Below are 23,206 nucleotides of genomic sequence, written 5' to 3'. Positions count from 1 at the left end.
CATATGGCAAAAAAAACGCGTGTTCTGATCGTTGACGATTCCGCAAGTGTCCGTCAGACACTCACTGCTGTGCTTGAGTCCGATCCGGACATCGAAGTGATCGGGGCAGCTTCCGACCCGTTCATGGCAGCAAAGAAGATGCAGGAAGATGTACCTGACGTCATCACGCTCGATGTCGAAATGCCGCGGATGGACGGAATAACGTTTCTGCGCAAGATCATGTCGCAGCATCCCATCCCTGTCGTCATGTGCTCATCACTGACCGAAGCGGGTTCCGAGACACTTCTTCAAGCGCTCGAAGCCGGTGCTGTCGATGTCATTCTCAAGCCTCGGATTGGCGCCGCCGACCATCTGGCGGAGGCGGGCCAGCGCATCTGCCAGGTCGTCAAAAGCGCAGCCCAGGCGCGGGTAACCGGGATCCGTTCCTCTCGACGTGCGGTCGCCAGCGCACCAACGGCAAAACTGACGGCCGATGCCGTCCTTCCCCCGCCCTCCGGCAAAGCCATGGCGCGGACGACGGAAATGGTTGTTTGCGTGGGAGCCTCAACGGGCGGCACGGAAGCATTGCGCGAAATGCTTGAAAAGTTGCCCGCGAACTCGCCCGGCATCGTCATCGTGCAGCATATGCCAGAGAAATTTACCGCCGCCTTCGCAAGAAGGCTCAACACGATCTGCGACGTCGAGATCAAAGAGGCGCAAGATGGCGATCCGGTCTTGCGCGGGCATGTCCTGATTGCGCCCGGCGACAAGCACATGCTTCTCGAACGGCAGGGGGCACGCTACTATGTCTCGGTGAGGAATGGTCCGCTTGTCTCTCGTCACCGCCCATCCGTAGACGTGCTCTTCCGCTCGGCCGCACGCTCGGCGGGCTCCAACGCGATGGGTGTCATCATGACGGGAATGGGGGACGACGGCGCGCGCGGAATGCTCGAAATGCATCAGGCAGGCGCCTTCACGATAGCCCAGGACGAAGCCTCTTCCATCGTCTTCGGAATGCCTAAGGAAGCCATCGCGCACGGCGGCGTGGACCGGGTCGTACCGCTCGACCAGCTTGCCCGAGAGATTCTTGCCGAGGACCGTCGCCGCTAAAAATCTGGTAAGGTTTCTTTATGAACTCTTAACCATATTCCCCAATGATTGGCGAAGGTCCATGATTCTGGAGCTTGAAATGGGCGATGATCGCCGCACCCATTACGGGAACGGATTATGGCGGTCATTACATTCGCAAATACAAAAGGCGGCGCAGGCAAAACGACGGCAGTCTTGCTGCTTGCCTCTGAATTTGCTCGCCGTGGGTTGAAGGTCTGCGTCATCGATACCGACCCACAGCGTTGGCTGTCGAAGTGGCGCGAAGGCGCCGATCATCGCGTCGACCTGTCGGTCATAACCTATGTTTCCGCGTCCAGCCTGCAGCAACATGTGCTGGACAGCCGCAGGAAGTTCGACCATGTCATCATCGACCTCCCGGGAGCGCAATCGCCGCTGCTAGCAACGGCAGTGGGTCTTTCCAATCATGTGCTCATCCCTGTTCAAGGAAGCACCATGGATGCCCAGGGCGGCGCTCAAGTCCTTGAATTGCTGCGCTATCTGGACGATCGTGCATCGATCAAGATTCCGCACTCGGTCGTTCTTTCCCGTGTCAACTCAATGGTGACGACGCGGGCCTTGCTGGCAGCCAAGGCGCTTCTGGCAAAACGGAATGTGCATGTTCTTGATACGCCCATCATCGAGCGCGCCGCCTTTCGCGACATGTTCGAGTTCAGCGGCTATCTGCATATGATGTCCCCCACTCAGGTGAGCAATCTCGACAAGGCGTTGCACAATGCAGACGCTTTCGCCAATGAAGTCCTGAAGCTCTTGCCTGCCCAATCACTCACACAGATGTCATCTGCAGCAGCAGCGTAAACGCATCTTTGCGACCGGGGAACAAGCCGGGGGCTCCCGGCTGATTGCTCTTTGGGCTACACCTCGCCGCTCACCTTGGCAGGCTATAGCCAGATCTAAGCCGCTGCTACCGACTTGATATCGGTCAATGAAGAACTCTCTGCCGTGAATAGAATTGGCTTCAACGCAGATAGCGGGAGAGGCTTCTATGTCGAAACTCATGAAAGCGGCAGTCGTTCACGAATTCACCAAGCCATTGAAGATCGAATGCGTGCCGATTCCTGTTCCGGGCCCGGGGGAAATTCTGGTCAAGGTCATGGCGTGTGGCGTATGCCACACAGATCTTCATGCGGCAGACGGGGATTGGCCTGTTAAGCCGACTCCACCGTTCATTCCCGGGCACGAAGCGGCGGGGGTTGTCGTCGAACTGGGTCCCGGCGTCACTGACTTCGAGAAAGGCGACGCGGTAGGCGTAGCTTGGCTTCACGATGCCTGTATGCGCTGCGAATATTGCCAAACCGGCTGGGAAACCTTGTGCGAGCATCAGCACAATACCGGTTACAGTCGCGATGGTGGCTTTGCCGAATATGTCATCGCATCTGCTGCCTTCGCCGCCCGGCTTCCCAAGGATGTGGACTTCACCGCCATTTCTCCGATTCTTTGTGCGGGTGTAACCACTTACAAGGGCCTGAAAGAAACCGAAGCCAAGCCCGGCGAATGGGTCGCAATATCCGGGATCGGCGGATTGGGCCACGTCGCCATCCAATATGCAAAGGCCATGGGCCTGAAAGTGGTGGCAATCGACATAAGCGCCGACAAGCTGAACATGGCGCAAGACCTTGGCGCCGATCTGTGTGTGAATGCGCGTGACGACGGCGCAATCGACCAGGTGATTGCTGCCACGGGCGGAGGTGCACATGGCGTTCTGGTGACTGCGGTTTCGCCCGCGGCATTTTCACAGGCGATCAAGATGGTGCGCCGAAAGGGAACCATTAGCCTTGTTGGATTGCCTCCAGGTGAATTCGAAACACCGATTTTCGACATCGTGTTAAAACGCATCACCATTCGCGGATCTATCGTCGGCACCCGCCGCGACTTGGAGGAAGCAATTGCCTTTGCTCTGGAGGGCAAGGTGAAAACCGAAACCAAAAGAGCTCCAGTGGAAGACATCAACGACATTTTCATGCGTTTGAAGGCAGGCAAGGTCGACGGCCGGATGGTCCTCGACTTCACGCATGGCACAGGAGAAGACTGAAGCGATCAGGGCCGTGTTTTCAAGGTCGGTCAGCTGCCTGGCAAAACACACTCAGGCTAAAACCAGGCCGGTGGTCGCAATGTTGGTCCTCCGCGACGGGCACAGACCACTTGAAACTGCGGCTTACGGTGCAGCACTGGCAACAAAGGGCGGAATGCAGCCGCTCAAACATGCGGCATTCATACAAAGAGCGGGCCCGCGAAAACTCTTACGGCCTAGTATGACTTACTGTGCAGCGCCTGATTCTCATTCGGCTAATTTTAGTGGACATCGACGCAGCTAAGCCAACCGGTTCCACGAAAACCACTCCAGTGACGACCCGCTTCCGAACAGTGCAAAAGCTGTCCTGCGCAAAGTCAGGGATCACCGCCGAATTTAATCGCCAGTCGCATTTTTGGACTTGCATAGTAAAGCAAATCATTTATATGACGCCCATGACGAAGCGGAACAACCCACTTCGTTGCGTTGGGGAATAGTTCAACGGTAGAACGACGGACTCTGACTCCGTTAATCTTGGTTCGAATCCAGGTTCCCCAGCCACTCTTTTTTTTAGCAATAATTCAAAGACATGAAGTGGCCCGGCCCTGCAGGATATTCAAGGAGCGCTTGAAGCGGTCCGGTCAGAGCGCGATACGCCATCTGGCACGATACGGATCAACGCCGCACCCTTTGCCGCCAGAGAGATCATTTCACCGCTCGTTTTGGAATATCTTCGTCGCTATCCTGATATGGTCGTGGACATCGTGACCGAGGGAAAGCTGGTCGATATCGTTGCTGATGGCTTCGACATCGGTGTCCGTGTCGCGGGTCTCGTTCCCACCGACATGATTTCGGTCGCTCTTGGGCGCCCGCAGCGATATGCGGTCGTCGCCTCCCCGAAATACCTGGAAAAACACGGCACCCCTTTGGAGCCGCCCGACCTTCTGAGCCATCAATGCATTCGCGTACGCTTGCCCGATGGAGCAGTCTTCAGATGGCGCTTTGAGAAGGACGGAGAGACGGCACAGATTGATGTTCGTGGTCAGATTATCCTGGACGAAGCCAGCCTCGCCAGAGTGGCAGTCCTTGAAGACACGGGCATCGGCTTCTTCATGGAGCAAAGCGTTCTGGCCGACATTGAAGAAGGCCGGCTCATACGCATCCTGAATGACTGGACACCACCTTTTCCAGGACTTTGCCTTTACTATCCCGGTCGCCGCAACCTGTCGGCAGGCGTGAAGGCTTTCCTGGCGTTGGCAAGGGTTCACGCAACGGCTCAAGCCAGATGAAGAACAGTCGACCCTCACGGTCGGCCGAGTCCAGCTTACCAAATAGCACTAAAAAGGTGACCGTCTCACCTGTTAATGACGGCGCATCTCCTACCATTGAGCGATGCGCCGCTTTTCTTCCGGTGCCGTACGCGCTAGTTTTTCGCCTTAATACCCGTCCAAAGCCTGGTTAGAACGCGTTGTTGCTTCTGATCATAGGGTGAGATCGTGAAGAGCTTGTCGAGCACGGCATCCGGCGGATAAACAGAGGCATTCTCACGAACATCCTTGTCCACAAGCGTTTGCGAAGCAAGATTTCCATTGGCGTATCTGACGTAGTTCGAGGCTTTGGCAATGACGTCCGGTTTCATCAGATAATTGATGAATGCGTGAGCTTCTTCTACGTTTTTGGCGTCCGCGGGGATCGCGAGGTTATCGAACCACATATAAGTTCCCTCTTTGGGGATCGCATACTCGACGTTGACGCCGTTCTTGGCCTCTTCCGCACGAGCCTTTGCCTGCAGCACATCGCCGGAGAAGCCAATGGTCACGCAGATATCGCCCGTCGCAAGTTCGTTGATATAGGCGGACGAATTAAACGATCGCACCGAGGCCCGGATCTTCTTGAAAACCTCAGCGCCAGCTTTCAGGTCAGACGTTTCCTTGCTGTTGGGGTTTTTCCCGAGATAGTTCAGGGCGATGGCCATGGTCTCGTCAGGCGCATCGAGAATGTTGATGCCGCATGAGCTCAACTTTTTTGCGTTCGCGGGATCAAAGATGATGTTCCAGCTGTCGACCGGAATATCGCCAAGAGCCGCTTTTACCTTATCGACGTTGTAACCAATGCTCGTCGTACCCCACATATAATTTATGGCATACTGGTTGCCTGGATCATACGCGGCCAGCCTGTCCATGATATCTGGCCACAGATTTCCGATATTCGGCAGCTTTGTCTTATCGAGCTTCTGGAAGACACCCGCCTTGATTTGCCGGGCAAGGAAGGGGCCTGTTGGCACGACGACATCGTAGCCGGAAGCGCCTGCGAGGAGTTTCGTTTCCAATAGTTCATTGTTATCAAAGACATCATAGACGACCTTGATGCCGGTCTCTCTCGTGAAATCCTCAAGGATCGACTGGTCGATATAATCCGACCAGTTATAGACATGAACGACGCGATCAGCCGCCATGACGGACGTTGAACTCAGAAGAACAGCAGCCACTGCGAGCCCTTGCAGGGTTTTATACATTTTGAACCTCGACTTTTTTGATATTTGCGCAGTCGACCTTTTGAGGAGTTTCCGGCGGCGCAACGAAGACCAATGCATGATCCAGCCGTCACCCCCATTCACGATGAGATCGACGGCTGATCTTTTAAGCGAACCGGTTTCATCCATATTTCCAGCGCGCCATGTTGAATTTCAATTGCATCAATCCGCGATGTGGCTAAGTGACGAGAGAATTTTAGCTCCCGATCCTTCCGCCCAGGTAGCTCTGGTACAAGCGTATCGCACCGTTCTTATTGTTCGCGTGGCTGGGCGGACGATGGCGGTAAGGTGAACCGTCAGTTTGCCCGCCACAAAATACAAGAGAAACGAGCCTATCTGATATGCAAAAAGCACATCGATTTCGACAAATGACCGGCAGGTGAGCAGCGCTGCAACTGCAAACAGCAGCAGCGATTCCACGTGTCTGCGCCGCGTTAAAAAACGGGCGAGATGGCCCCATAGGGTCGTCAGAACGACCAATATGAGACACACGGTTCCAAAGATGCCGGTTTCGACCGCGGTTTCGATATAGGTGTTGTGGAAATGGAATCCGTTGCGCGACGGTATGTAAAACTCATCCCACAAACGCTCGGCATCCGCCAGACCAGTCACCCAATAGCCTTGGTAGCCCACGCCGAACAAGGGACTTTCACTGAGCGCAGCGATACCCTGTTGCCAAAGATAGGTGCGGCCAGTCAACGTCGAATCCTTGCCGAAAGCCTCAAGCAACGATCCGGTGCCGCCGATCTGCAGGACGAAAATTCCGCACAACAGTGCACCGAGAAAAACCATCAGACACAATATGACGCGATGCTTTGGCGCAAGGACCAGGGTCGATTGCATCGCAACAGCCAGAGCAAGGACTGCCATCGTCGTTATAATTGACGTCGCGGATTGAGAGGCCAGAAGATTATAGAACGATAGCGCACCAGTGATCAGGGCGATAAAAACCCAACCCTTTCGCGCAGTCAGAATCAAGGTCCCGCAGGATAGCAGACAGCCTAGCGAGGCAAACAGGCCAAGTTGATTTTTTGACGCGAATGCACCGACGAAGGTGTAACTACCGTCCAGCGCGTCACTTTCGTACCTGCCGAAAATAAGCGAATAGACAAGCACGGCAGCGCACCCCAGCGCCCCACCTTGCGTCAACGTGGCGGTCGATAAGACGCGCATCGCAATCAGCGCGCAAGCAATGTGGGACAAATATTGAATCGCCGCTCTAAACGAGACGCTGGGGGCCTGCGACCAGAACGCCGACAGAAAGCAACAGACCGCAAAAGCAAAGATCCAGAAATAGCGGGAATAATTGCCGAGAACACGGCGGTAATCGACAAAGACGAGCGAGATCCACAGCCCGTAATAAAAAACGACAGCAATCGCGCCAATCTGTTGCGAATATGCAAAGACCAGGAACGAGCTTGCCGTAGCAAATATACCATATATTTTATTGTGATCAGGATCGATCAGCGTCGATTTCAGAATTTTCATTGAGATCGTTGAACAGCCAAATTAAAATGTGGGCAGCAACAAGCGAACGCAGCTTTGCATGCTGGTGTCGCCCGGCAGCGCGCCTCTCGGCAATTGTCAGAACGTCAAGCGCGCGGCACCTCGCCTGTATGGGCTCACACGGAGGCAAGCATGGGATAGGAACAATCCACACGGGATTGACGCTTGGACCTTGCAGAATGATTTCGGATCAAGACGGTGGTGTTACATTTGAAGCGAAGCGATTGTTTCTGTCGCTGCGGTGCATAGCGCCGATCATAAGCACTGGTTCGTGCTTGATGTCTCCTGCTTGCTCGCGAAAAGCAGCGCTGCAACTCTCCCAATACAAATGAAAGACGATCGCCTGTCGGTGAAACAATGAAATGAACCTACCGTTTCAAAAAGATGCCGTGGCGATGGCTGACGCAGATTTGACAGAAGACACTCGTGTCCGCCGCGCTACCCCGGCTTTGTCCGGATGAAAAATTCGAAGTAGTATCTGAGATTTGGAGGGCGGAAATGCCGACAAAGAAACTCCTGCCGGGGCTAGCAGCCCTATGCCTGATTTCAAATGGCGTAACAGCACAGAGCACCGACTGCGACAAAGCGGAAACGCAAGCAGAATTGCGGCAATGCGAGCAGGCCCGCTATCAGGACGCAGACCGGGCTTTGAACGCCCAATGGAGTCTCGCACTGGCGAAGATTGCCAATGAGCCAGACGTCGAGAAAGCACTCCTTGATGCACAACGAGCATGGATCAGCTTCCGTGATTTGCATTGCAAAGCCGTTGGCCTCCAGTCAGGCGGCGGAACACTCCAACCGGTCGTCGTGGCCGGCTGTCTGGCGGATGTAACTGATAATCGTGTCGAAGAGCTCAAAGCCTTTGCAGCCTCTCCAGAGGACAACTGAATATGCGGCACGACATCATGATTGTTGGCAATGGTGAAATTGGCGAGAATGGCCGCGTGGCCGCCGCCAAGGCCGACTTCGTCATTCGGTTCAACGAGTGCCGCTCCTACGCGGCCAGTTCCTGTCGCACCGACGTCGTTGCCGTTTGCAATACAGGCAGACCTGGCAAGCGGATGGCAGAAGCTGATGAATGGCGCAATCTGCCTGCAGTCAGAGATACCGTTGAGATATGGAGCGCACGCGATCCGGCGCTTTTTCGTGAAATGCGGGAGCCGCTGGCACAGACGCACCCCGATCTCGATGATTTCTGCGACGACTACACAGACGCCTTCGACAGGTTTTGCAAGATGTCCGGCAAGCAACATGTCGTCATCGACAGAGCAATTCACGCATTTGCAGACGAAGCGATCTCAGCCTTAGCGCCTCCTTCCTATGTCGTCCCGAGTACGGGGTTGATAGCTATAGTCGAGACGCTCAGAAGATTCCCGTCTGCGGATATTGCGCTAACCGGATTTAATCATACCGGATGGGCCGGACACCCGTTTTCAGCAGAGAGGCAGATTGTCGATCAATATGTCGCCGCAGGGTCGTTGACCCGTTACGATGCTTGATCAGGGTGATCAAAAACCGATCCGCTAAAAGTTCAGAAATGCCATCAACGCGTCGGTTAAAGCGTGCAGGTTGATGGCGTTTCATTTGATCGGCTAAGGCTTTATTCTGTTAGCAAGCGAGCCTATCCCCTCAATTTCAAGCTGGACCAGATCCCCCTTTTTCGGAAAGCGGCCCAGTTCAAGCCCGGAGCAGCCCGGCAAGCACCCTGTGGCCAGAATATCGCCGGGATACAAGGTCTCACCCATGGCCGCATAGCGCACCATTTCCCAAGGCTCATACATGGCACCGGCGGTCTGCCCCTCGCACCAGATCTCGCCGTTGACACGGACTTTGCCCTGGAGCTTGCTGAACTGTGACAACACGTCGTCGCTCGTCACGACAATCGCGCTCATACTACCCGCAAATGTTTTGGCTTTGACCACGCCGCCAAAAGTCCCTCGTCTAGTATCGTCCCACTGGGTGTCGCGCGCACTCCAGTCATTGATGATGCACAGACCGCCGATCGCGGACTGAGCCTCTTCTGGGGAACAATCGCGGACTTGTTTCGAAATTATCAGGCCGATTTCCAGTTCGAAATCGAGGACTGTAGAAAATAGTGGCCATTCCAGTTCGTCCTGATCAGCAATCAGAGAGCGCCCATTGCCCATATAATACTGGGGGTAGCGATAGTAGTTGGCGCGCGGACGCATCGGCGCCAACACGTTTCCCGTCATCCTTTCATAACCGGCGGCAAGGGCCTGAAGTGACCCGGAACCAAACTTCGAAACCATGCCTTTGGCCGCCTTGATCATATGCTCTTCCCACAGAGCAAACGACCGCAAGGTGCCCGGCACAAACGGGAGGCCATCGGGTGTTGAACTTTGTTCACCGAAGAACTGGCGAAGTTCGCCAGAACCGATTGACAGCAGAGAGACGACATCACTGAAGAGTGGGTGGTTCAAATGCCGCCAGGTGTTTTGCTCCTCGTCAAAACCTACGGTGCGGGCCTGACTTAAACCCAATTTCATGCTGCAATCCTTCTTACATAAAACTCAATGCGAAATCCGATGGCGAGCTTGCCGTGCGGTGCGGTGTGGTCGGCAGTGCTCCAAAACAGCCTAATCGGCCAGGCGCTTAATGAGAGCAAAGCAGGAAATGCACTGTTGCAACCAAACTCAGGAGCGAGATCGCCATAACGCCCCTTCGCAACAGCTTTTCGGTCTCGTCCAGACCTTTGTCCCCAGGGCTTGCATACTGATCATTTTCTTGCTGGCTGGACGTGGCTGAACTGCACTCCGGCGGCGGCTCGACCGCAGCGACCCAAGCCAAACGTGAGCTTGCTTGGAGCAAACATCCGCTCCGTGTCGTGTCCTTCATTGGACGCTGGGTACGTTTGCTGCTCAGGCGTTCCACCGAGATCTCAAGGCGAGTTGGCTGCCCGCCGTCGGTATGCTCCTCAGGGTGTTTCATACCGAGATCTCCTCTTGATGAGACACCAGAATCTCAGCGTCAGATTTCACGGCGATTACGATTTGTCATCCGTTTCTTAAACACGAAACAATTGCCCCTGTCGAAGGCTTCCGCCTAGATGAGGGGCTTTCTCAGCGTCGCATAAGACCGCGTGTAAAGCCTGTCGCCCAAGTTTCTCAGCATGAGGTTCCTGACAGTGGGCGGCAGGTTGCGAACCTTGTCACGAACACGAGACTGTTTTCGGACCCATGCCACACGGTCACGACGCTGTGCCACGAACGCCCTGTTTATCACCGCAGTGGACGCGTATCTTGAAACCAGGTCAGCCAGCACCAGCGCGTCTTCCAGTGCCATGCCCGCACCTTGCGCCATGCTGGGAGAACAGGCGTGCGCAGCGTCCCCCATAAGAACAAGACCATGTTTGTTGCGATTGTGTTCGGGAACCTCCCGTAGCTCCCCAAAGTGAATTTCGGTCGGACTATTCAACTGGCCAACAAGTTCCCCCAGCGGAGATTGAAACTCTGCAAATAGGTCCCGAAGACCGAGGACGGTATTGTCTCGGACATCGGCTGTGCGACAATCCGCATATAAATAAACCTTTGTCTCGCTGAGAGGAATGGCGAGTAGCGTACGTCCACGGCCGAGCATGGCAGTCCATGTGTCAATACCGGCTGTATTGTCCACAACCGTTCTCCAACAGGTGATGCCGAGAGGGCGAGGCTGAATGTTGAACGCGGCGTTGCGTAGACGTGAATGGATCCCGTCTGCGGCAATAACCAGATCACATGACTGGGAGGAGCCGTCGGAATACAAGGCGCGGACGCCCGACATCGTATTTTCTACATCCACGACTGCCTTTCCGTAGGAAATATCGGTGTTATCTAACGAAGACAGCAACGACTGGATAAGAAGCGATCTTGGCATAGCAAGACAGGGACCGCACTCCGACCAGAACTCCTGGGACTCTGTTTCATGGATCAGCTGGCCGTTGCTCGCGAAGATCAATTGTTTTTTGATCGGGTATGCGTTGGGCTCGATCGCTTCGAGAACGCCAAGCTGGCGCAATGCCCTTGTCGCGTTTCCCAACAGGAATATACCCATGCCGCCGGAACTGGACGCCTCCGATTGCTCAACGATATGGCATTGGTGCCCTTTCAGCTCCAGCGCTTTGGCGACAGAAAGGCCAGCAATGCCGGCACCGGCAACGATGATTTTCATAGGAAATATTCCCGGTAATATGCGCGACCTCGGTGAGCTTGCTGCGATGCGAGTGAGCTCCGACGCAAGTGCCTCCCAGAGAGAGGCCTGGCAATCGATCGCCACCTTCCTGAAGGCAGACTTATGGTTCAGCTCTGAATGCCATGGTCTGCCTTGAGCATATCTGCGGCGCGCTCCCCAATGACGACGCAAGGAGCCATCAGATTTCCGACTGGTATTTTGGGCATGATCGATGCATCTGCGATCCGCAGGTTTTCGACCCCGTAGACCCGCAGTCGAGCGTCTACGACAGACATCTTGTCGCGACCCATTTTGGCCGTGCAGGACTGATGCCAGTAGGTGACCGCGGAGTTGCGAATGAAGTCCTCCATACTGCTGCGGGTCCTCTCAAGCGGAAGAACCTCCCGCTTGACCAGTGGCCGTAAAAGATCGCTATTCCCAAGCTCTCTACACAATTCGATTGTTCGAAATGCTGTCTCCAGGTCCTCGGGCTCACTCAATGAGTTGGGCGCAATGACGACCGGGTCCTGCGGGCGCGGGCCCGACAACCTTACACGTCCACGACTTTTGGGCTGTGCAAGCCCTGCAAACATCGTCCAGCCGTGCTCGGGCGCCTCCATGCCGACTTCCGGCGGCGGCGGTACGGCAAACTCCAGTTGGCATTGTACCATGTCAGGCGCGGCCAGATTGGCATCACTCTTGGCATAAAGCACCGCTTCACAACCGCCACCGCCGACCTGTTGGGGCTTCACATATTCCCAGGTACAACCGAAGGCGATGTGATCCTGATGGTTTTCGCCTACACCCGGCAGATCCTGAACAACCGAAATTCCATGGTGCTGGAGCTCTTTTGCCGGTCCAATGCCCGATTGCATCAGAACTTTTGGCGTATGAACAGCTCCCAAAGACAGGATGACTTCACGATCGGCGCCCAGACGCAACACCTTGCCGTCAATCACAGCTTCGACGCCGACGGCCTTCTTGCCGGAGAAGATAACCCGGGTGACATGTGCGCCGGTCAGGACCGTAAGGTTCATATGGTGCATACTCGGATAGGTGTAGGATCTGAATATCGATTGCCGTTTATTGTCACGGATCAGAAGATCGGCAATGGCCGCACCGCCATCCGTCTCCATCATTTTTCCATTGGGACTTTCGAATTTCCGGATACCCATCTCATTGGCCGCTTCCACCGTCGCGTTTGCCAGGGGCTGCGGCGTATCCGATTGAGCAACATAGACGGGCCCGCCCACGCCGCGACGAAGAGGATCGGCATCACCCTGCCAGTTCTCAATTCGCCGATAATAATCCAGAACGGACTCATATCCCCAGCCAGAATCGCCGGATTCTTCAGCAAAATGGTCCCAGTCGCTCTTGTGACCTCGGGCCCAGACCATCACGTTGATGCTTGATCCTCCACCAAGGACTTTGCCCATGTTGAGCGGCATCCGGCGGCCATTGAGATAAGGCGATGGTTCTCCTTGGAAAGCCCAATCATGTGCCGAGCCCAGATTAAGCGGCCACTGCGCCGGATTGGAGATCGAAGGGGCCGTGTCATCTCCACCCGCCTCAAGCAGCAGAACCTGCACGTTGCTGTCCTGCGCGAGGCGAGCAGCGACCACAGAACCACTCGAGCCGCCGCCGCATATAATGAAGTCAAAATGCGTTCGAAAATTACCCCGCTTATCAGCCGGGTTTATCCAGATTTCGGAGTCGTGGTTGTTCTTGCTAGAATGTTCCATGTTTCACCTTGCAGGTTGGGGTACTCCGCATCGCTTGGAAAGCAAGGAGTGGGGCGGACATAGCGGCGGCCTGTCAGGCGCAGATTTCATGCCGCGGGCTTCCGATGTCATTTGTAATGGGAGGTATCGCCGGACATTACGCCGGTCTGGCAGGCGACAGCACGCCGCCTGCCAGGTTTAGCATGTTCAGTTTGCAGGCTTGTCAATGCTCTCGGCGGCCGCATGAATTGTGTCGGCAACCACTTTTGCCTGGGTTTTGAAAAGCGCGTGGCTTGCCGAAACCTTGGTGACCTTGGCACCGATCCGGTCGGCCATATGGAGAAGCATCGCCTGATCGAAAGCCTTGTCTTCGGTGGCGATCACGGCCCAGCTCGGCTTTGTGCGCCAAGCAGCGTTCTTGAGTTTCGTTGCGAAGGAAGACATGTTGATGGGTACCTGGGAGTCGCGCATGAATGCAGCATCGGCATCGCTGACATCATTGGCAAATCCGACCTTGAACTTGCTGGCTTCAACGAACCCGTAGCCATCCTTACCAATATCCAGGACGAATTCGGAGGCGGGCGCAAAGCCCTCATATTGTTGAGCCGTGGTCTCTCCAGCATCCGGTGAGAGCGCTGAGACATAGACAAGCCCTGCGACCTTGGGATGGACGCCCGCTTCCGTAATAACCGTGCCGCCCCAGGAGTGGCCGACGAGTATGGTTGGGCCGCTTGTCCGGTCGAGTGCGCGATTGGTAGCGGCAACATCGTCATCGAGAGACGTCAGCGGATTCTGCACGATCGTCACGTTGTAGCCGCGTTTCGTCAGTTCGTCGTAGACGCCGCGCCAGCCGGCACCATCGGCAAAAGCGCCATGCACAAGAACAACATTTTTGACTGGCTGGGCCTGGGCCATCACGGGCGTGAGCGCTGCAAGAGCCAGCGCAGCCGAACCAGCGAGAGAGAGAGTAAGGTGAGCGAAATCCATGACTTTGTTCCTATTCGTTTGAGGTCTCTACGGTTTTTGGATCGTCTCCTCTCCGGACAACGGAAGGACCGTTGTCCGGCATCGGGAGGCATGTGCCGTGGGCTCCAGGAGGCAACAGAGCCGTTGTTCAGCACGAGTAAGATGACAGGACGGACCGGTAGCGCCCATTGAACGTGCGTATCGATGGCTCATCCGTTGGTATGATACCAATGAACCTTTTCGTTCGACTGGCGTGATGGCCCCCGACTTGTAAGCGGAAATCGAGGGACTGAGCGCGAAGGCACTTCGATTACCGCAACCGATTGCGAAGCATGGCCCATGCATCTGGTCGGAGCACCTTAGGCCCATCACTCAGATGGGTTGGGATGATCCTTTTTGTCTTCAAAAGCCGTCAGCGGTTCATCGTCAGGAAGAGGATAATACGGGGAAAGATAGTACGCCGCTGATCCACCTTCGACGAGTTTCTTGAACACATTGCTTGTTCGCGAGCAGGCGGATAGAAAAAAAGAGCGCAAGCGCTTGCGCGGGACATTCTCTTTTGGTGAAACATGATGCGCCATGACCGTCCTTTCAGCTTTACCAATCTGGGCTTGGTCACAGCATGGACGGCTCGTGTTTCGGCATCGCATTTAATCCGAACAGAGCGGTGGCAAATGTAATATGGGCAGAACGACACCGAGAGTCACTGTTCTGACAGCCTGCCGATTCTAACACTTCTTGCATATCTTTCATTTTTTCCCATATATGTTGTCACATGGGTGGGTATTGAGATGAAAGATATTCTGACGACTGCGAGTGCAGCAGAAATACTGGGCGTATCGGTGCGAACGGCGCAGCTATGGGTGGAAAGCGGCCAGTTGCCCTCGTGGAAAACGCCGGGTGGGCACCGAAGAATACCCCGTCAGGCTGTTCTGGATCTTGTAGAAGAAAGCAATACGGAGCAGGTCTCGATGGCGGCTAGAGCGGTCGTTGTCGCAGCGAAAGGTCGTGCAGAGGATTGGCGACTTGTAGGTCTCCCTGGCTCAGGTCTTCTTCTGGATGTGGTTGAGGATGTCGACGCCGCGTTAAGGCTGGTCGAAGTGACCCCTCCCATGCTTATCATTGTTGAGAATGCCGACAATGATGATCGCAGAAAATTCATTGCATCGGTGGGGAGCAATTTTAGGTTCAGACAGACCGGGCTTTTTAGCCTTGTCGACAAAGGTCCTGAGCGCCCGGTGGCTCGGGCGCATCACCGCGTACAGTTGAGAATGTCGGGCAATGTCGCGGAACTGAGTTCAGCGATTATGGACTATTTGCGATCGACGATACCTGCCACGCCGAGATCTGCAGGCTTCCTGCCGCCCTGGAATGAAAGCGCGCGCCTGGAGGCCGTCCAACAATCCGATCTTCTTGGCTCGGCGCCGGACCCAAGTTTTGATCGTCTCGTCCGCCTCGCAGCTCACGCCGCCCGTACGCCCGTCGCAATGTTCACGCTTATCACGCGCGATACACAATGGTTCAAATCACGCATCGGGTTTGACGGAGAGACAACGCCGCGCGACTGGTCTTTCTGCAATCAGACACTTTTGGCGAACCAGTTTACGGTGATCGAAGATCTGTCCAAGGTCGAGAACTTCGTCCAGAACCCTGCTCTCGCGGAGCCATTCGGATTTCGTTTTTACGCCGGCGCGCCGGTCCGTGATCCTCAGGATTTCGCGCTCGGCTCAATATGCGTCATCGATGTCGTTCCCCGAAAGCTTGATAGCAGCGAACTAGAGGCGCTATCGACGATCGCAGAAGCGACGTCGAATCTCATCCGTGTTCGCATGCAGCAACGCGAAGAGCGCAATAAGCTTACATCGGGGATTTAGAGGCGTCAGTCGCTCGGGTCATGTCGCGACAGACGGATACTCCCTACCCTTCCAGTGAGCCAGTTTGCTGGCGAACTCCCGTTGAAAGGAAAGCGGGCCTGACCGCGCCATGTAGGGTTCGTCATAGACCCCGATAAAGATCGTCAGATTCAGGAAGAAATGCGCTCCCATTTCGAACAGCGTAACAAAGTCGTGCCCGGCAAGCGCATCCCGCTCGTCTTCGGTCAGCGCATGGACTGTGGATAGCTCGGTCGCATTCCCACATAGCACCGGGCCTATCGATTGCTCCCAGCTTGCAACCAGGTTGGACGGCTCCTCGATATAGCGTCTGAGGAGGTCGGGATCGCGGTCAACCGTGTAGAGGAACTTGTTGACGTAGTATTTACTCATGTTTTCCCTCCTGCGGATACCACGTGAAATAGGCTTCCATCGTGTGAAAAAGATCGAGATTGTCGACATAGTCGGCGTGCTGAGCGCCAGCCACTCCGAGCATCAGCAGGAAGTTGAGGAAGCCGTGAGTAGCGTTTCCGCTTTTTTCCATGCTTTCGTGTGTGACGTGTTCGAGAATGGCATCGACATCGCCTGCCCTTAGCCACTCGATGGCCTGCCGATCAAACACAGGATCGGGGCCAGTTTCCATGAATTGCCGCGGTCCACCCAGCTCCAGCGAGAGATGCCCAGTTCCAATCGCCGCTACCCTTTGCGACGATGGATAGTCTTTGATCGCCTGCCTGATAGCCCGCCCAAGATCATAAAATCGACGGGGCGAAGCGAGAGGCGGGGCAAAGATATTGGTGTAGACAGGAACGATCGGGAGATCATTTTGCGGTCGCAGGGTTATGATGGGGCAAACAATCGAATGATCGACCTTCAACTCGTTTGAAAACGCCAGATCAAAATCCTGATCCATCAATGACTGATGCATGAAGCGGGACATAGCCTCGTCACCCTGCAACAGGTATCTTGGCAACCCGAATTCCCGCTCCTCATTATAAAATGTTGCATCATATTGAGGGGCTTTGCCGATCAGAAACTGCGGGCAATTATCCAGGAAAATCTGATGAAAATGATCCGACCCTATCATCACCAGAATGTCTGGTTCGGCGCGCGCCAAGGTCGCGCGATATGCTTCAATCCTGCGCTTCCATTCCGCCGCTTGCGGCATCTGATCTTCAGGTGATGCCGTGGTCGCCTTGTAATAAAATGGGTGATGTGTGGATGCTAATGTAGCAACGAGCTGGGCCACAGGTCGGCTCCCTCAGTAAGTTGGCGTCTAGGAACGACGTTCACCGAAACGAAGGCAAAACGTCTTCAGGTCGAGGGCGCTGCGTTTCCAACTGCCGTACTTCCATGCATGCTGAGCTGCGGCACCACCGCGACGCCCTGACCTGACGAGGCTCAACTAGTGCTCCAGCGTTGCACCGCCGTTTCAAACCAAGATTTTTCGTTGCTTCTGTAATATTCAACCAAGCACACCTGTCAGTGCCAATGGTCTTACCCGGGATAAAATACCGTTGTCGCAATCGTCCCTAGCGCTGGGTGATACCTCTAGGCGTTTCCGATCATTTTGCCGTTTCCCCTGTGCGTGACTGCGACTTCTGCATCAAACAGATAACCCGCGCCTCTTTCGGTTTTTATCAGGGCGGGCTGCGAAGGGTCTTTTTCCAACTTTCGGCGCAACCGCAGGATCAGCACGTCTATACTGCGATCGAAAACCTCTTCATTATAGACCCGACTTGCCGAGAGCAGTTGCTCTCTGGACAGCACCTGGCGAGGTGATCTTAGAAAAGCGGTCAGAAGGTTAAATTCCCCTGCCGTCAACTTGACCTCCTGTTCGCCTCTGCATGTCAACCGACGAAGCTTGATATTCAGCTCCCACTCATTAAACGTATATATTTTCTTGTCTTTTTTGGTCTCGATGACCGGTCGTTCCCGCAGGGATGAACGAACGCGTGCCAGAAGTTCCCGCGTACCAAAGGGCTTCGTAATATAGTCGACGGCCCCGAGTTCCAGCCCGACGACTTTGTCCGCTTCTTCAAGCCGATCACCGCTTATGATTATGATGGGATAATCGGATGAACTCGAAAGCTTCCGGACGATATCCAGACCGTCTTCGTTTCCAAGATTGAGATCGACGATAATCAAGTCGACCGGATCTGTTGCCATAATGCGCGGAAGGTCCTGGCTTCCACTGACAACGGTTACTCTGAAAGCGTGCTGCGAGAGATAGTCTCTCAACAGACTGCGAATGGCCGAGTCGTCATCTATCACCAATACGTGTTTCACAGGCCCGCTCCAACTCGTTTGAGGCAACTGCGCCCAAGACGGGCTTTTGGTGTGCCGATGGGCATTCGCGGTCTCGATTCCGCAGCCCCACGCTTTCGGTGCACGGAGTTTGCAGTGTGTTCGAAGCCAGGATTCGGTTGGATGGGCCGGCTACGATCTCCGCCCGGCCGGTGCGCTAGCAAGTCATTCACGTTCGCTTCCTTCCAATTCAACAAGTCGCAAATATCGCGTATATATGTCTGCTGTACTTATATTTATATCATTTGTATCATTTCCATCAATTTGTAAAGCGCAATAAGATGATTTCTTCGCGCCTGCGTAGCAAATAATGTGCAGATGCTGCTGGCGTTGTGCTCGCGCTTCGAGGTTTCAAAGCGGTTTCGAGAGTGTGGGCAAAGATTGCAGATGCAATGGGCGCGACGTGCCAGGCCTGATGCGCGATCATCATGCTCGATAGCGTATTGACGATAAGACTTGGAAAGCGCGTGCGTTCGCGGGCCGACCCGGAGGAAGACCAAGCGCACAACGAAATTGTTGCTGAAAACAAGCCTTGAGTGATGCAGTCCTCGACGGAGCCCCTTTTGCAGTGAACGCCTATGCTGCACTGTCAGACAAAGGCATCAGCTATCTCAGCGAACCTGAACCCGGGGCACCCTGCATTATGATCGCTTCAGCCTGTCAAAGATAGCACTGGCCAGAACGGCCGAACTGAAGGGCGTTTTTAAAATGCGTGGGCCGAGGCTTTGAAATTCCGGAAGAAGCTCAGAGGTTCGCTCGCAGAGTAACAGTGATTTTCCGTTACCGATGCTTCTCTCGACACATGCAAGCTCGGCCGCCGTCTTAATGGCCTTATGATTAAATATCACCAGATCAGCACGAAGGCCGGCATCCAGCTTTTGTCTCAAAGTCGCCATGCCCAAAATGCCTATTGGCTCATAACCCAGTGCTGCGACCTTCTCCTCGTAGAGTTCGAGTAGAGCGTTGTCGTCTTCGACGATAATCACCTGCTCTCCGTTTCCGATTGGCACGGCACGCTCGTTGTAAAAACTGTCTATCGGCAATGGTGGAAGGGTAGAGGCAGGGAAATACAGGGAAAACGTCGATCCCTTTCCAGGCCTGCTTTCAACATTGATAGCGCCGCCGAGTGCGGACACGATACCATGGACAGCAGACAGGCCGAGACCGGAGCCTCCGGAACTGGAATTGGTTGTGAAGAAGGGCTCAAATATATGCGGTAGGGCGTGAGCGGGAATTCCCGCTGCTTCATCCTTGACGGACAGGCATACATAGGCACCGCGGGAAATCTCGCCGTGGGTCAAGGGACGCATGCTTGGCACGTCGATAGTCCGGATCTCTATCGTGACTTTCTGACCTCTCGCCGACGCCTGGCTTGCATTCTTGCACAAGTTCATCGCAAGCTGGTGTATCTCGACCGGGTTGCCCTCGATCACCGCTGGCGTCGTGGAAAGATGACAATCCAGTTCCACATGATTGGAAATCGTGACGTGCAGAAGGGGAAGAATATCGGCAATGGCGTCTGAAACATCGAAGGGTTTGACCGTACGCTCCCGCTTTCTGCTAAACGTCAGGATCTGATCAACGATGTATTTGGCACGTGTGCCGCTTTTCAAAATCTCCTCAACATAATTGAGCGCTGCAGATGGCTTTTTCAGTAGCTGAACCGTCATCTCTCCATAACCGAGAATCGCACTCAACACATTGTTGAATTCATGGGCTATGCCGCCGGCAAGGGTGCCGATTGCCTCCAGACGCTGAGAATGTTGCAAGCGATGCTCGAGCGCCTGGCGCTCCTGGCAACCATTATACGCGTCTAGAAATTCCATAAAGGTTTGCAGCGTCGCCGTCATCAGGTGGGCTTCGTCGGATGTAAAATGACGGTGGGCCTTGTCGAAGACAAATATCAGAGCCGCAATGTCCTGCTCATGTGACTGCGTCCCGACAACCAGCCTGCACTCTTGCAATTTTAACATGCAGCCCAGCGGCAGTGGGCTGCCGTACGGCGCATCATCTTGAAACAGACGTGTCGATGTTTCCTGCCGCCATTCAGTGTGTTGCGCGAAACTCTCCAATATTTGCTGGTTCCTGGTGTGATCCTCGAACTGGTACGCATGTTTGAAGCTGTTCTGGCTAGGCCCATATACCGCGAAGCCGACACTCCGAGCGCCAAAAAAGCCTGACATCCGCTTCAGCGCTTCGTCCATGAAGGATTGTATCTGCCCCGCCTCGCAATCAACGAGCTGGGCCTTGATATCTGCGATGATCGTTTCGTAGTGGAGACGACGCCTGAGGCGCTTTGTCTGCGCGCGGAGCCTGTAAATGAGCACACAGATATAGATGGAAAGAAATGATGCCACGACGCCAAGCATGATGCGGCTGGTCGATGCCCGAGACGCTGCGTCTGCAGCAATACTCACATATTCCGATTGAAGTTTTTCCGCCCGCACAGGCGTTGTGGAGGCCTGGATTGCTGCAATTTTGGAATCCACGCGGGGAAGAACGGCAAGGATCATTTTGGCATGCACGATCACAGCGCCAAGGCTTACGAGGGCTGGTGCCGCGGTATCAAACTCAGGTATCTCGGTCAGCCTACGTCCAATCAATTCGTGCAGCTCTTCATCCGGTCTGGTCGAAAAGCGCAGCATGAGAGTACCGAGGTCACTTACGCGCGAAACGACCCGTTTGACGACATCATCGTCGGATTCTTGCAAAGCCGTCATCGTCTGCCCAAAGACATTGATCGAGTTCTGCAAAAGAGCATTGCGGGTTTTAAATTCTTCTACGAGCGCATCATCGCTCTCTATGCCCTCCCGGAGGTCTTTGAGCAGCTGATGTAGCGTCAAGTCATCATCGAAAGGCTTGGTTTTGAAGAGTTCAGCCAATTCGCCGCTTGTACGCTGAAGGTTGCCGACAGAACGAACGAGCGGATCGTAGGATGGGAGCATTCCCGCACGTGCTCTCAAGACATCTCGTTGTAGCGAGGCGTAATGAAAATCGATTGCTCTCAGATTGGTCATGACGGCTTCATGGACCGCCCGGCTTGGATCTCTGCCCGCCAGCGCAAACCCGATAACAATCGCTGATATGGTCAAGAGCCCGATGGGCAAAAAATCAGCGAGGCTCGTCAGCGACAGCCGTCGATAGATGTTTGCCATCATATACTCCAGTCAAACTCTTCAGAAATGCTTCGAGAGCAGCGATATCCTCGTCACTTAATTGACGTCCCAACTGGCTCATTCCCATGATCGCTATCGCTTCGGCCAGGGTCTCGGTCCGACCATCATGAAAATAAGGCGCTGTTAGCTCTACGTTGCGGAGGCTCGGCACCCGAAAGACATTTTCCTCCCGATCATGCAATCTCAGGCGCTCGTCCAGATCATCAGGCGTCGGCAGCGTTGTTGTCCCGGGTTCGCCAAAGACGCCGAATATCTGGAACATGTTGCCACCTATGTTTGACCCTTGGTGACACGACACGCAACCATACTCCATGAACAGCCTGAGACCTGATTTTTGAGCTTGCGAAAGGGCATTCTGGTCACCTCGCATATACAGATCAAATGCCGAGTCCGGCGTGAACAAAGACTGCTGATAGGTCACCAGCGCGTCGAGGACACTCTCCCGGTCCGCGGCTCTTCCATACTGGGCCCTGAATACCGCGTCGTAGCTGCTGTCGTCGTTCAACCTCGACAGCAAGGTGGGCCAGTCCACGGCCATGAGGTTCGGATCATGCAAGATAGCCTCGTTCTGAACCAGCAGCGACGTGAACTTCCCGCGCCATCCCAGCCGGTAGTTGTTTCCAACATTGAAAATTGTCGGCGCATTGAAAGCATGAGTCTTGCCTTGATAGCCGACAGTTCTCGGTATTCGGACCGTACCGCCTGTCTCAAGATTGTGGCAGGTGCTGCAGGACAGGGCCTTCTGTTTCGAAAGCACGGGATCATGAAAGAGGCGCCGACCGATCAAAACCTTGCCGGGATCCAGAACAGGTGGAGCCGGCAAGGGCGCCAGCGCGTTTTCCTCACCCGAATAGTAAAGAAGATCGTCCGACAGGGGTTGCGCACTCGAAAACATGGCGCCCAGGAAACTCGTCAGCACGCTTATCACGATCAACTTCGAATAGTGGCGCTTTGCGTACATGGATATTGTCCAGCGTGGAGGCAGCCATCAGGAAATGCACGTCAACATCGGGAGTGAGCAAACTGTGTATCAGCTTTCAGAATTTCCACAAACATCAAATCTATCATTAGCTGCGAAAGTTGGTATGAGATGTCTACGATCAACGATGCAATTTTGGCTTTGCATATCGATTCTGCACCATGGCGCAGATTACCGCAGCGCCTAGCCATCCAATCAACCAACCTGCCACGACATCACTTATCCAGTGTCGCTCGATCACGACGCGTGAGAGCCCAACCGAGACCATCAGTGCAAACGCCAAAGGGCGGTAGGATGGGTATCGAAACATGAAACAGTAACAGATCGCCGCCGCAATTGCTGCTTGAGCAGACGGGAAAGACTCAAATGCCTCGGACCCGGAAAAGGGAGCAAATACAAAAGGATCAAAAGCTGAAGACGGCAACGGCCGTGCCCGACCTATCGAGGTCTTCGCAAGCAAAACAAAACAAAGAACAAGTACACAACTGACCAGGCTTAATCCTAAAAACTTCAAAAGTGTCGGTCGGGGAAATCCGAACACCGATGACGACAAGGCGGTCAGGACCACAGCCATTGCCATCGCTGTCAGCGCTTTTGATGGCTCTGTCCAGTAAGACAGTTGCATGAAAACGTGTTTCGTTGCTTCCGGCATTTCGCGTACAGCGAGGAGTGTGGCGCGATCGAAAAACCACATGCTCACAAAGCAGATCATTGCGCCGAATAACGAGAGACAAACCGTTTGCATCCTGGTTCTAGACGTCTGATTTTCCATGCTTTGATGTCCTGTGGATGCAAAGGTGCTGCATATAAATCGCCAAGCCCCCTTCCCTATGGCGCCATCTTAACGCGGTGCAGAGTGGGA

General features: G+C 54.5%; 20 protein-coding genes, 1 tRNA gene and 1 pseudogene. 8 read left to right on the top strand and 14 right to left on the bottom strand.

What is annotated here, in order from left to right; all coding sequences use genetic code 11:
• Positions 1-3: 3 nt before the first annotated feature.
• The 5 genes and pseudogenes from ASF69_RS14075 to ASF69_RS14055 all read left to right on the top strand — a co-directional run.
• On the top strand, positions 4-1,089 hold the full coding sequence (locus ASF69_RS14075) for a chemotaxis response regulator protein-glutamate methylesterase (RefSeq protein ID WP_062588523.1): 1,086 nt from the start codon (positions 4-6) through the stop codon (positions 1,087-1,089).
• 117 nt (positions 1,090-1,206) lie between these two features.
• Complete coding sequence (locus ASF69_RS14070; RefSeq protein ID WP_062588521.1) at positions 1,207-1,905, top strand: ParA family protein; 699 nt, start codon at positions 1,207-1,209, stop codon at positions 1,903-1,905.
• Positions 1,906-2,092: 187 nt separating this feature from the next.
• Complete coding sequence (gene adhP / locus ASF69_RS14065) at positions 2,093-3,139, top strand: alcohol dehydrogenase AdhP (RefSeq protein ID WP_062588520.1); 1,047 nt, start codon at positions 2,093-2,095, stop codon at positions 3,137-3,139.
• Positions 3,140-3,605: 466 nt separating this feature from the next.
• Positions 3,606-3,679: transfer RNA gene (locus ASF69_RS14060), tRNA-Gln, on the top strand.
• Between the two features lie 38 nt (positions 3,680-3,717).
• Positions 3,718-4,407, top strand: a pseudogene (locus tag ASF69_RS14055) (LysR substrate-binding domain-containing protein); the annotation flags it as partial.
• 134 nt (positions 4,408-4,541) lie between these two features.
• Here the strand turns inward: ASF69_RS14055 and ASF69_RS14050 are convergent.
• Positions 4,542-5,633 carry a polyamine ABC transporter substrate-binding protein gene (locus ASF69_RS14050; RefSeq protein WP_062588775.1) on the bottom strand — a complete coding sequence of 364 codons (1,092 nt, stop codon included), beginning with the start codon at positions 5,631-5,633 and terminating at the stop codon, positions 4,542-4,544.
• 180 nt (positions 5,634-5,813) lie between these two features.
• Complete coding sequence (locus ASF69_RS14045; protein WP_082469735.1) at positions 5,814-7,139, bottom strand: O-antigen ligase; 1,326 nt, start codon at positions 7,137-7,139, stop codon at positions 5,814-5,816.
• A gap of 516 nt (positions 7,140-7,655) precedes the next feature.
• On the opposite strand from ASF69_RS14045, the gene ASF69_RS14040 reads away from it, so the two are divergent.
• Both ASF69_RS14040 and ASF69_RS14035 read left to right on the top strand, forming a co-directional pair.
• A complete protein-coding gene (locus ASF69_RS14040) occupies positions 7,656-8,045 on the top strand; it encodes a lysozyme inhibitor LprI family protein (protein ID WP_062588517.1) in 390 nt (129 codons plus the stop codon).
• 2 nt (positions 8,046-8,047) lie between these two features.
• Complete coding sequence (locus ASF69_RS14035; RefSeq protein ID WP_244475480.1) at positions 8,048-8,656, top strand: Urease operon accessory protein; 609 nt, start codon at positions 8,048-8,050, stop codon at positions 8,654-8,656.
• Positions 8,657-8,749: 93 nt separating this feature from the next.
• Here the strand turns inward: ASF69_RS14035 and ASF69_RS14030 are convergent, their stop codons facing one another.
• From ASF69_RS14030 to ASF69_RS14005, 6 genes are all read right to left on the bottom strand, one after another.
• Positions 8,750-9,664 carry a fumarylacetoacetate hydrolase family protein gene (locus tag ASF69_RS14030; protein ID WP_062588516.1) on the bottom strand — a complete coding sequence of 305 codons (915 nt, stop codon included), beginning with the start codon at positions 9,662-9,664 and terminating at the stop codon, positions 8,750-8,752.
• A gap of 106 nt (positions 9,665-9,770) precedes the next feature.
• Entirely contained in the window at positions 9,771-10,106 is a 336-nt protein-coding gene (locus ASF69_RS14025; RefSeq protein ID WP_062588514.1) for a hypothetical protein, read from the bottom strand.
• A 114-nt stretch (positions 10,107-10,220) separates the two neighbouring features.
• A complete protein-coding gene (locus ASF69_RS14020; protein ID WP_062588512.1) occupies positions 10,221-11,324 on the bottom strand; it encodes an FAD-dependent monooxygenase in 1,104 nt (367 codons plus the stop codon).
• Positions 11,325-11,452: 128 nt separating this feature from the next.
• Entirely contained in the window at positions 11,453-13,030 is a 1,578-nt protein-coding gene (locus tag ASF69_RS14015; protein WP_244475483.1) for a GMC family oxidoreductase N-terminal domain-containing protein, read from the bottom strand.
• 222 nt (positions 13,031-13,252) lie between these two features.
• Complete coding sequence (locus ASF69_RS14010) at positions 13,253-13,960, bottom strand: alpha/beta hydrolase (RefSeq protein ID WP_244475482.1); 708 nt, start codon at positions 13,958-13,960, stop codon at positions 13,253-13,255.
• Between the two features lie 419 nt (positions 13,961-14,379).
• Positions 14,380-14,592, bottom strand: coding sequence for a hypothetical protein (locus ASF69_RS14005; protein ID WP_062588507.1), 213 nt, complete (start codon positions 14,590-14,592; stop codon positions 14,380-14,382).
• 210 nt (positions 14,593-14,802) lie between these two features.
• Here ASF69_RS14005 and ASF69_RS14000 point away from each other — a divergent pair, with 210 nt between their 5' ends.
• Entirely contained in the window at positions 14,803-15,885 is a 1,083-nt protein-coding gene (locus tag ASF69_RS14000; protein WP_062588505.1) for a GAF domain-containing protein, read from the top strand.
• A gap of 18 nt (positions 15,886-15,903) precedes the next feature.
• Here the strand turns inward: ASF69_RS14000 and ASF69_RS13995 are convergent, their stop codons facing one another.
• The 6 genes from ASF69_RS13995 to ASF69_RS13970 form a co-directional block, all read right to left on the bottom strand.
• Positions 15,904-16,275: a hypothetical protein gene (locus tag ASF69_RS13995; protein ID WP_062588503.1), complete on the bottom strand. Its 372-nt coding sequence runs from the start codon at positions 16,273-16,275 to the stop codon at positions 15,904-15,906.
• The gene (locus tag ASF69_RS13990; protein WP_062588501.1) at positions 16,268-17,131 is read right to left on the bottom strand and encodes an extradiol ring-cleavage dioxygenase; all 864 of its coding nucleotides are present in this window, start codon (positions 17,129-17,131) and stop codon (positions 16,268-16,270) included. Before ASF69_RS13990 ends, ASF69_RS13995 begins: the two co-directional genes overlap by 8 nt.
• A gap of 302 nt (positions 17,132-17,433) precedes the next feature.
• Entirely contained in the window at positions 17,434-18,171 is a 738-nt protein-coding gene (locus ASF69_RS13985) for a response regulator (protein ID WP_062588499.1), read from the bottom strand.
• Between the two features lie 659 nt (positions 18,172-18,830).
• Complete coding sequence (locus ASF69_RS13980) at positions 18,831-21,344, bottom strand: two-component system VirA-like sensor kinase (RefSeq protein ID WP_162238083.1); 2,514 nt, start codon at positions 21,342-21,344, stop codon at positions 18,831-18,833.
• On the bottom strand, positions 21,301-22,326 hold the full coding sequence (locus tag ASF69_RS13975; RefSeq protein WP_062588495.1) for a cytochrome c peroxidase: 1,026 nt from the start codon (positions 22,324-22,326) through the stop codon (positions 21,301-21,303). The genes ASF69_RS13980 and ASF69_RS13975 overlap by 44 nt, the downstream gene beginning before the upstream one ends.
• Before the next feature lie 139 nt (positions 22,327-22,465).
• The gene (locus tag ASF69_RS13970) at positions 22,466-23,116 is read right to left on the bottom strand and encodes a phosphatase PAP2 family protein (RefSeq protein WP_082469734.1); all 651 of its coding nucleotides are present in this window, start codon (positions 23,114-23,116) and stop codon (positions 22,466-22,468) included.
• Positions 23,117-23,206: the final 90 nt, after the last annotated feature.

Origin of the sequence: Rhizobium sp. Leaf311 (assembly GCF_001423445.1) — a bacterium.
Classification (GTDB): Bacteria; Pseudomonadota; Alphaproteobacteria; order Rhizobiales; family Rhizobiaceae; genus Agrobacterium.
This window is presented reverse-complemented; position numbering and strand designations above follow the sequence as displayed.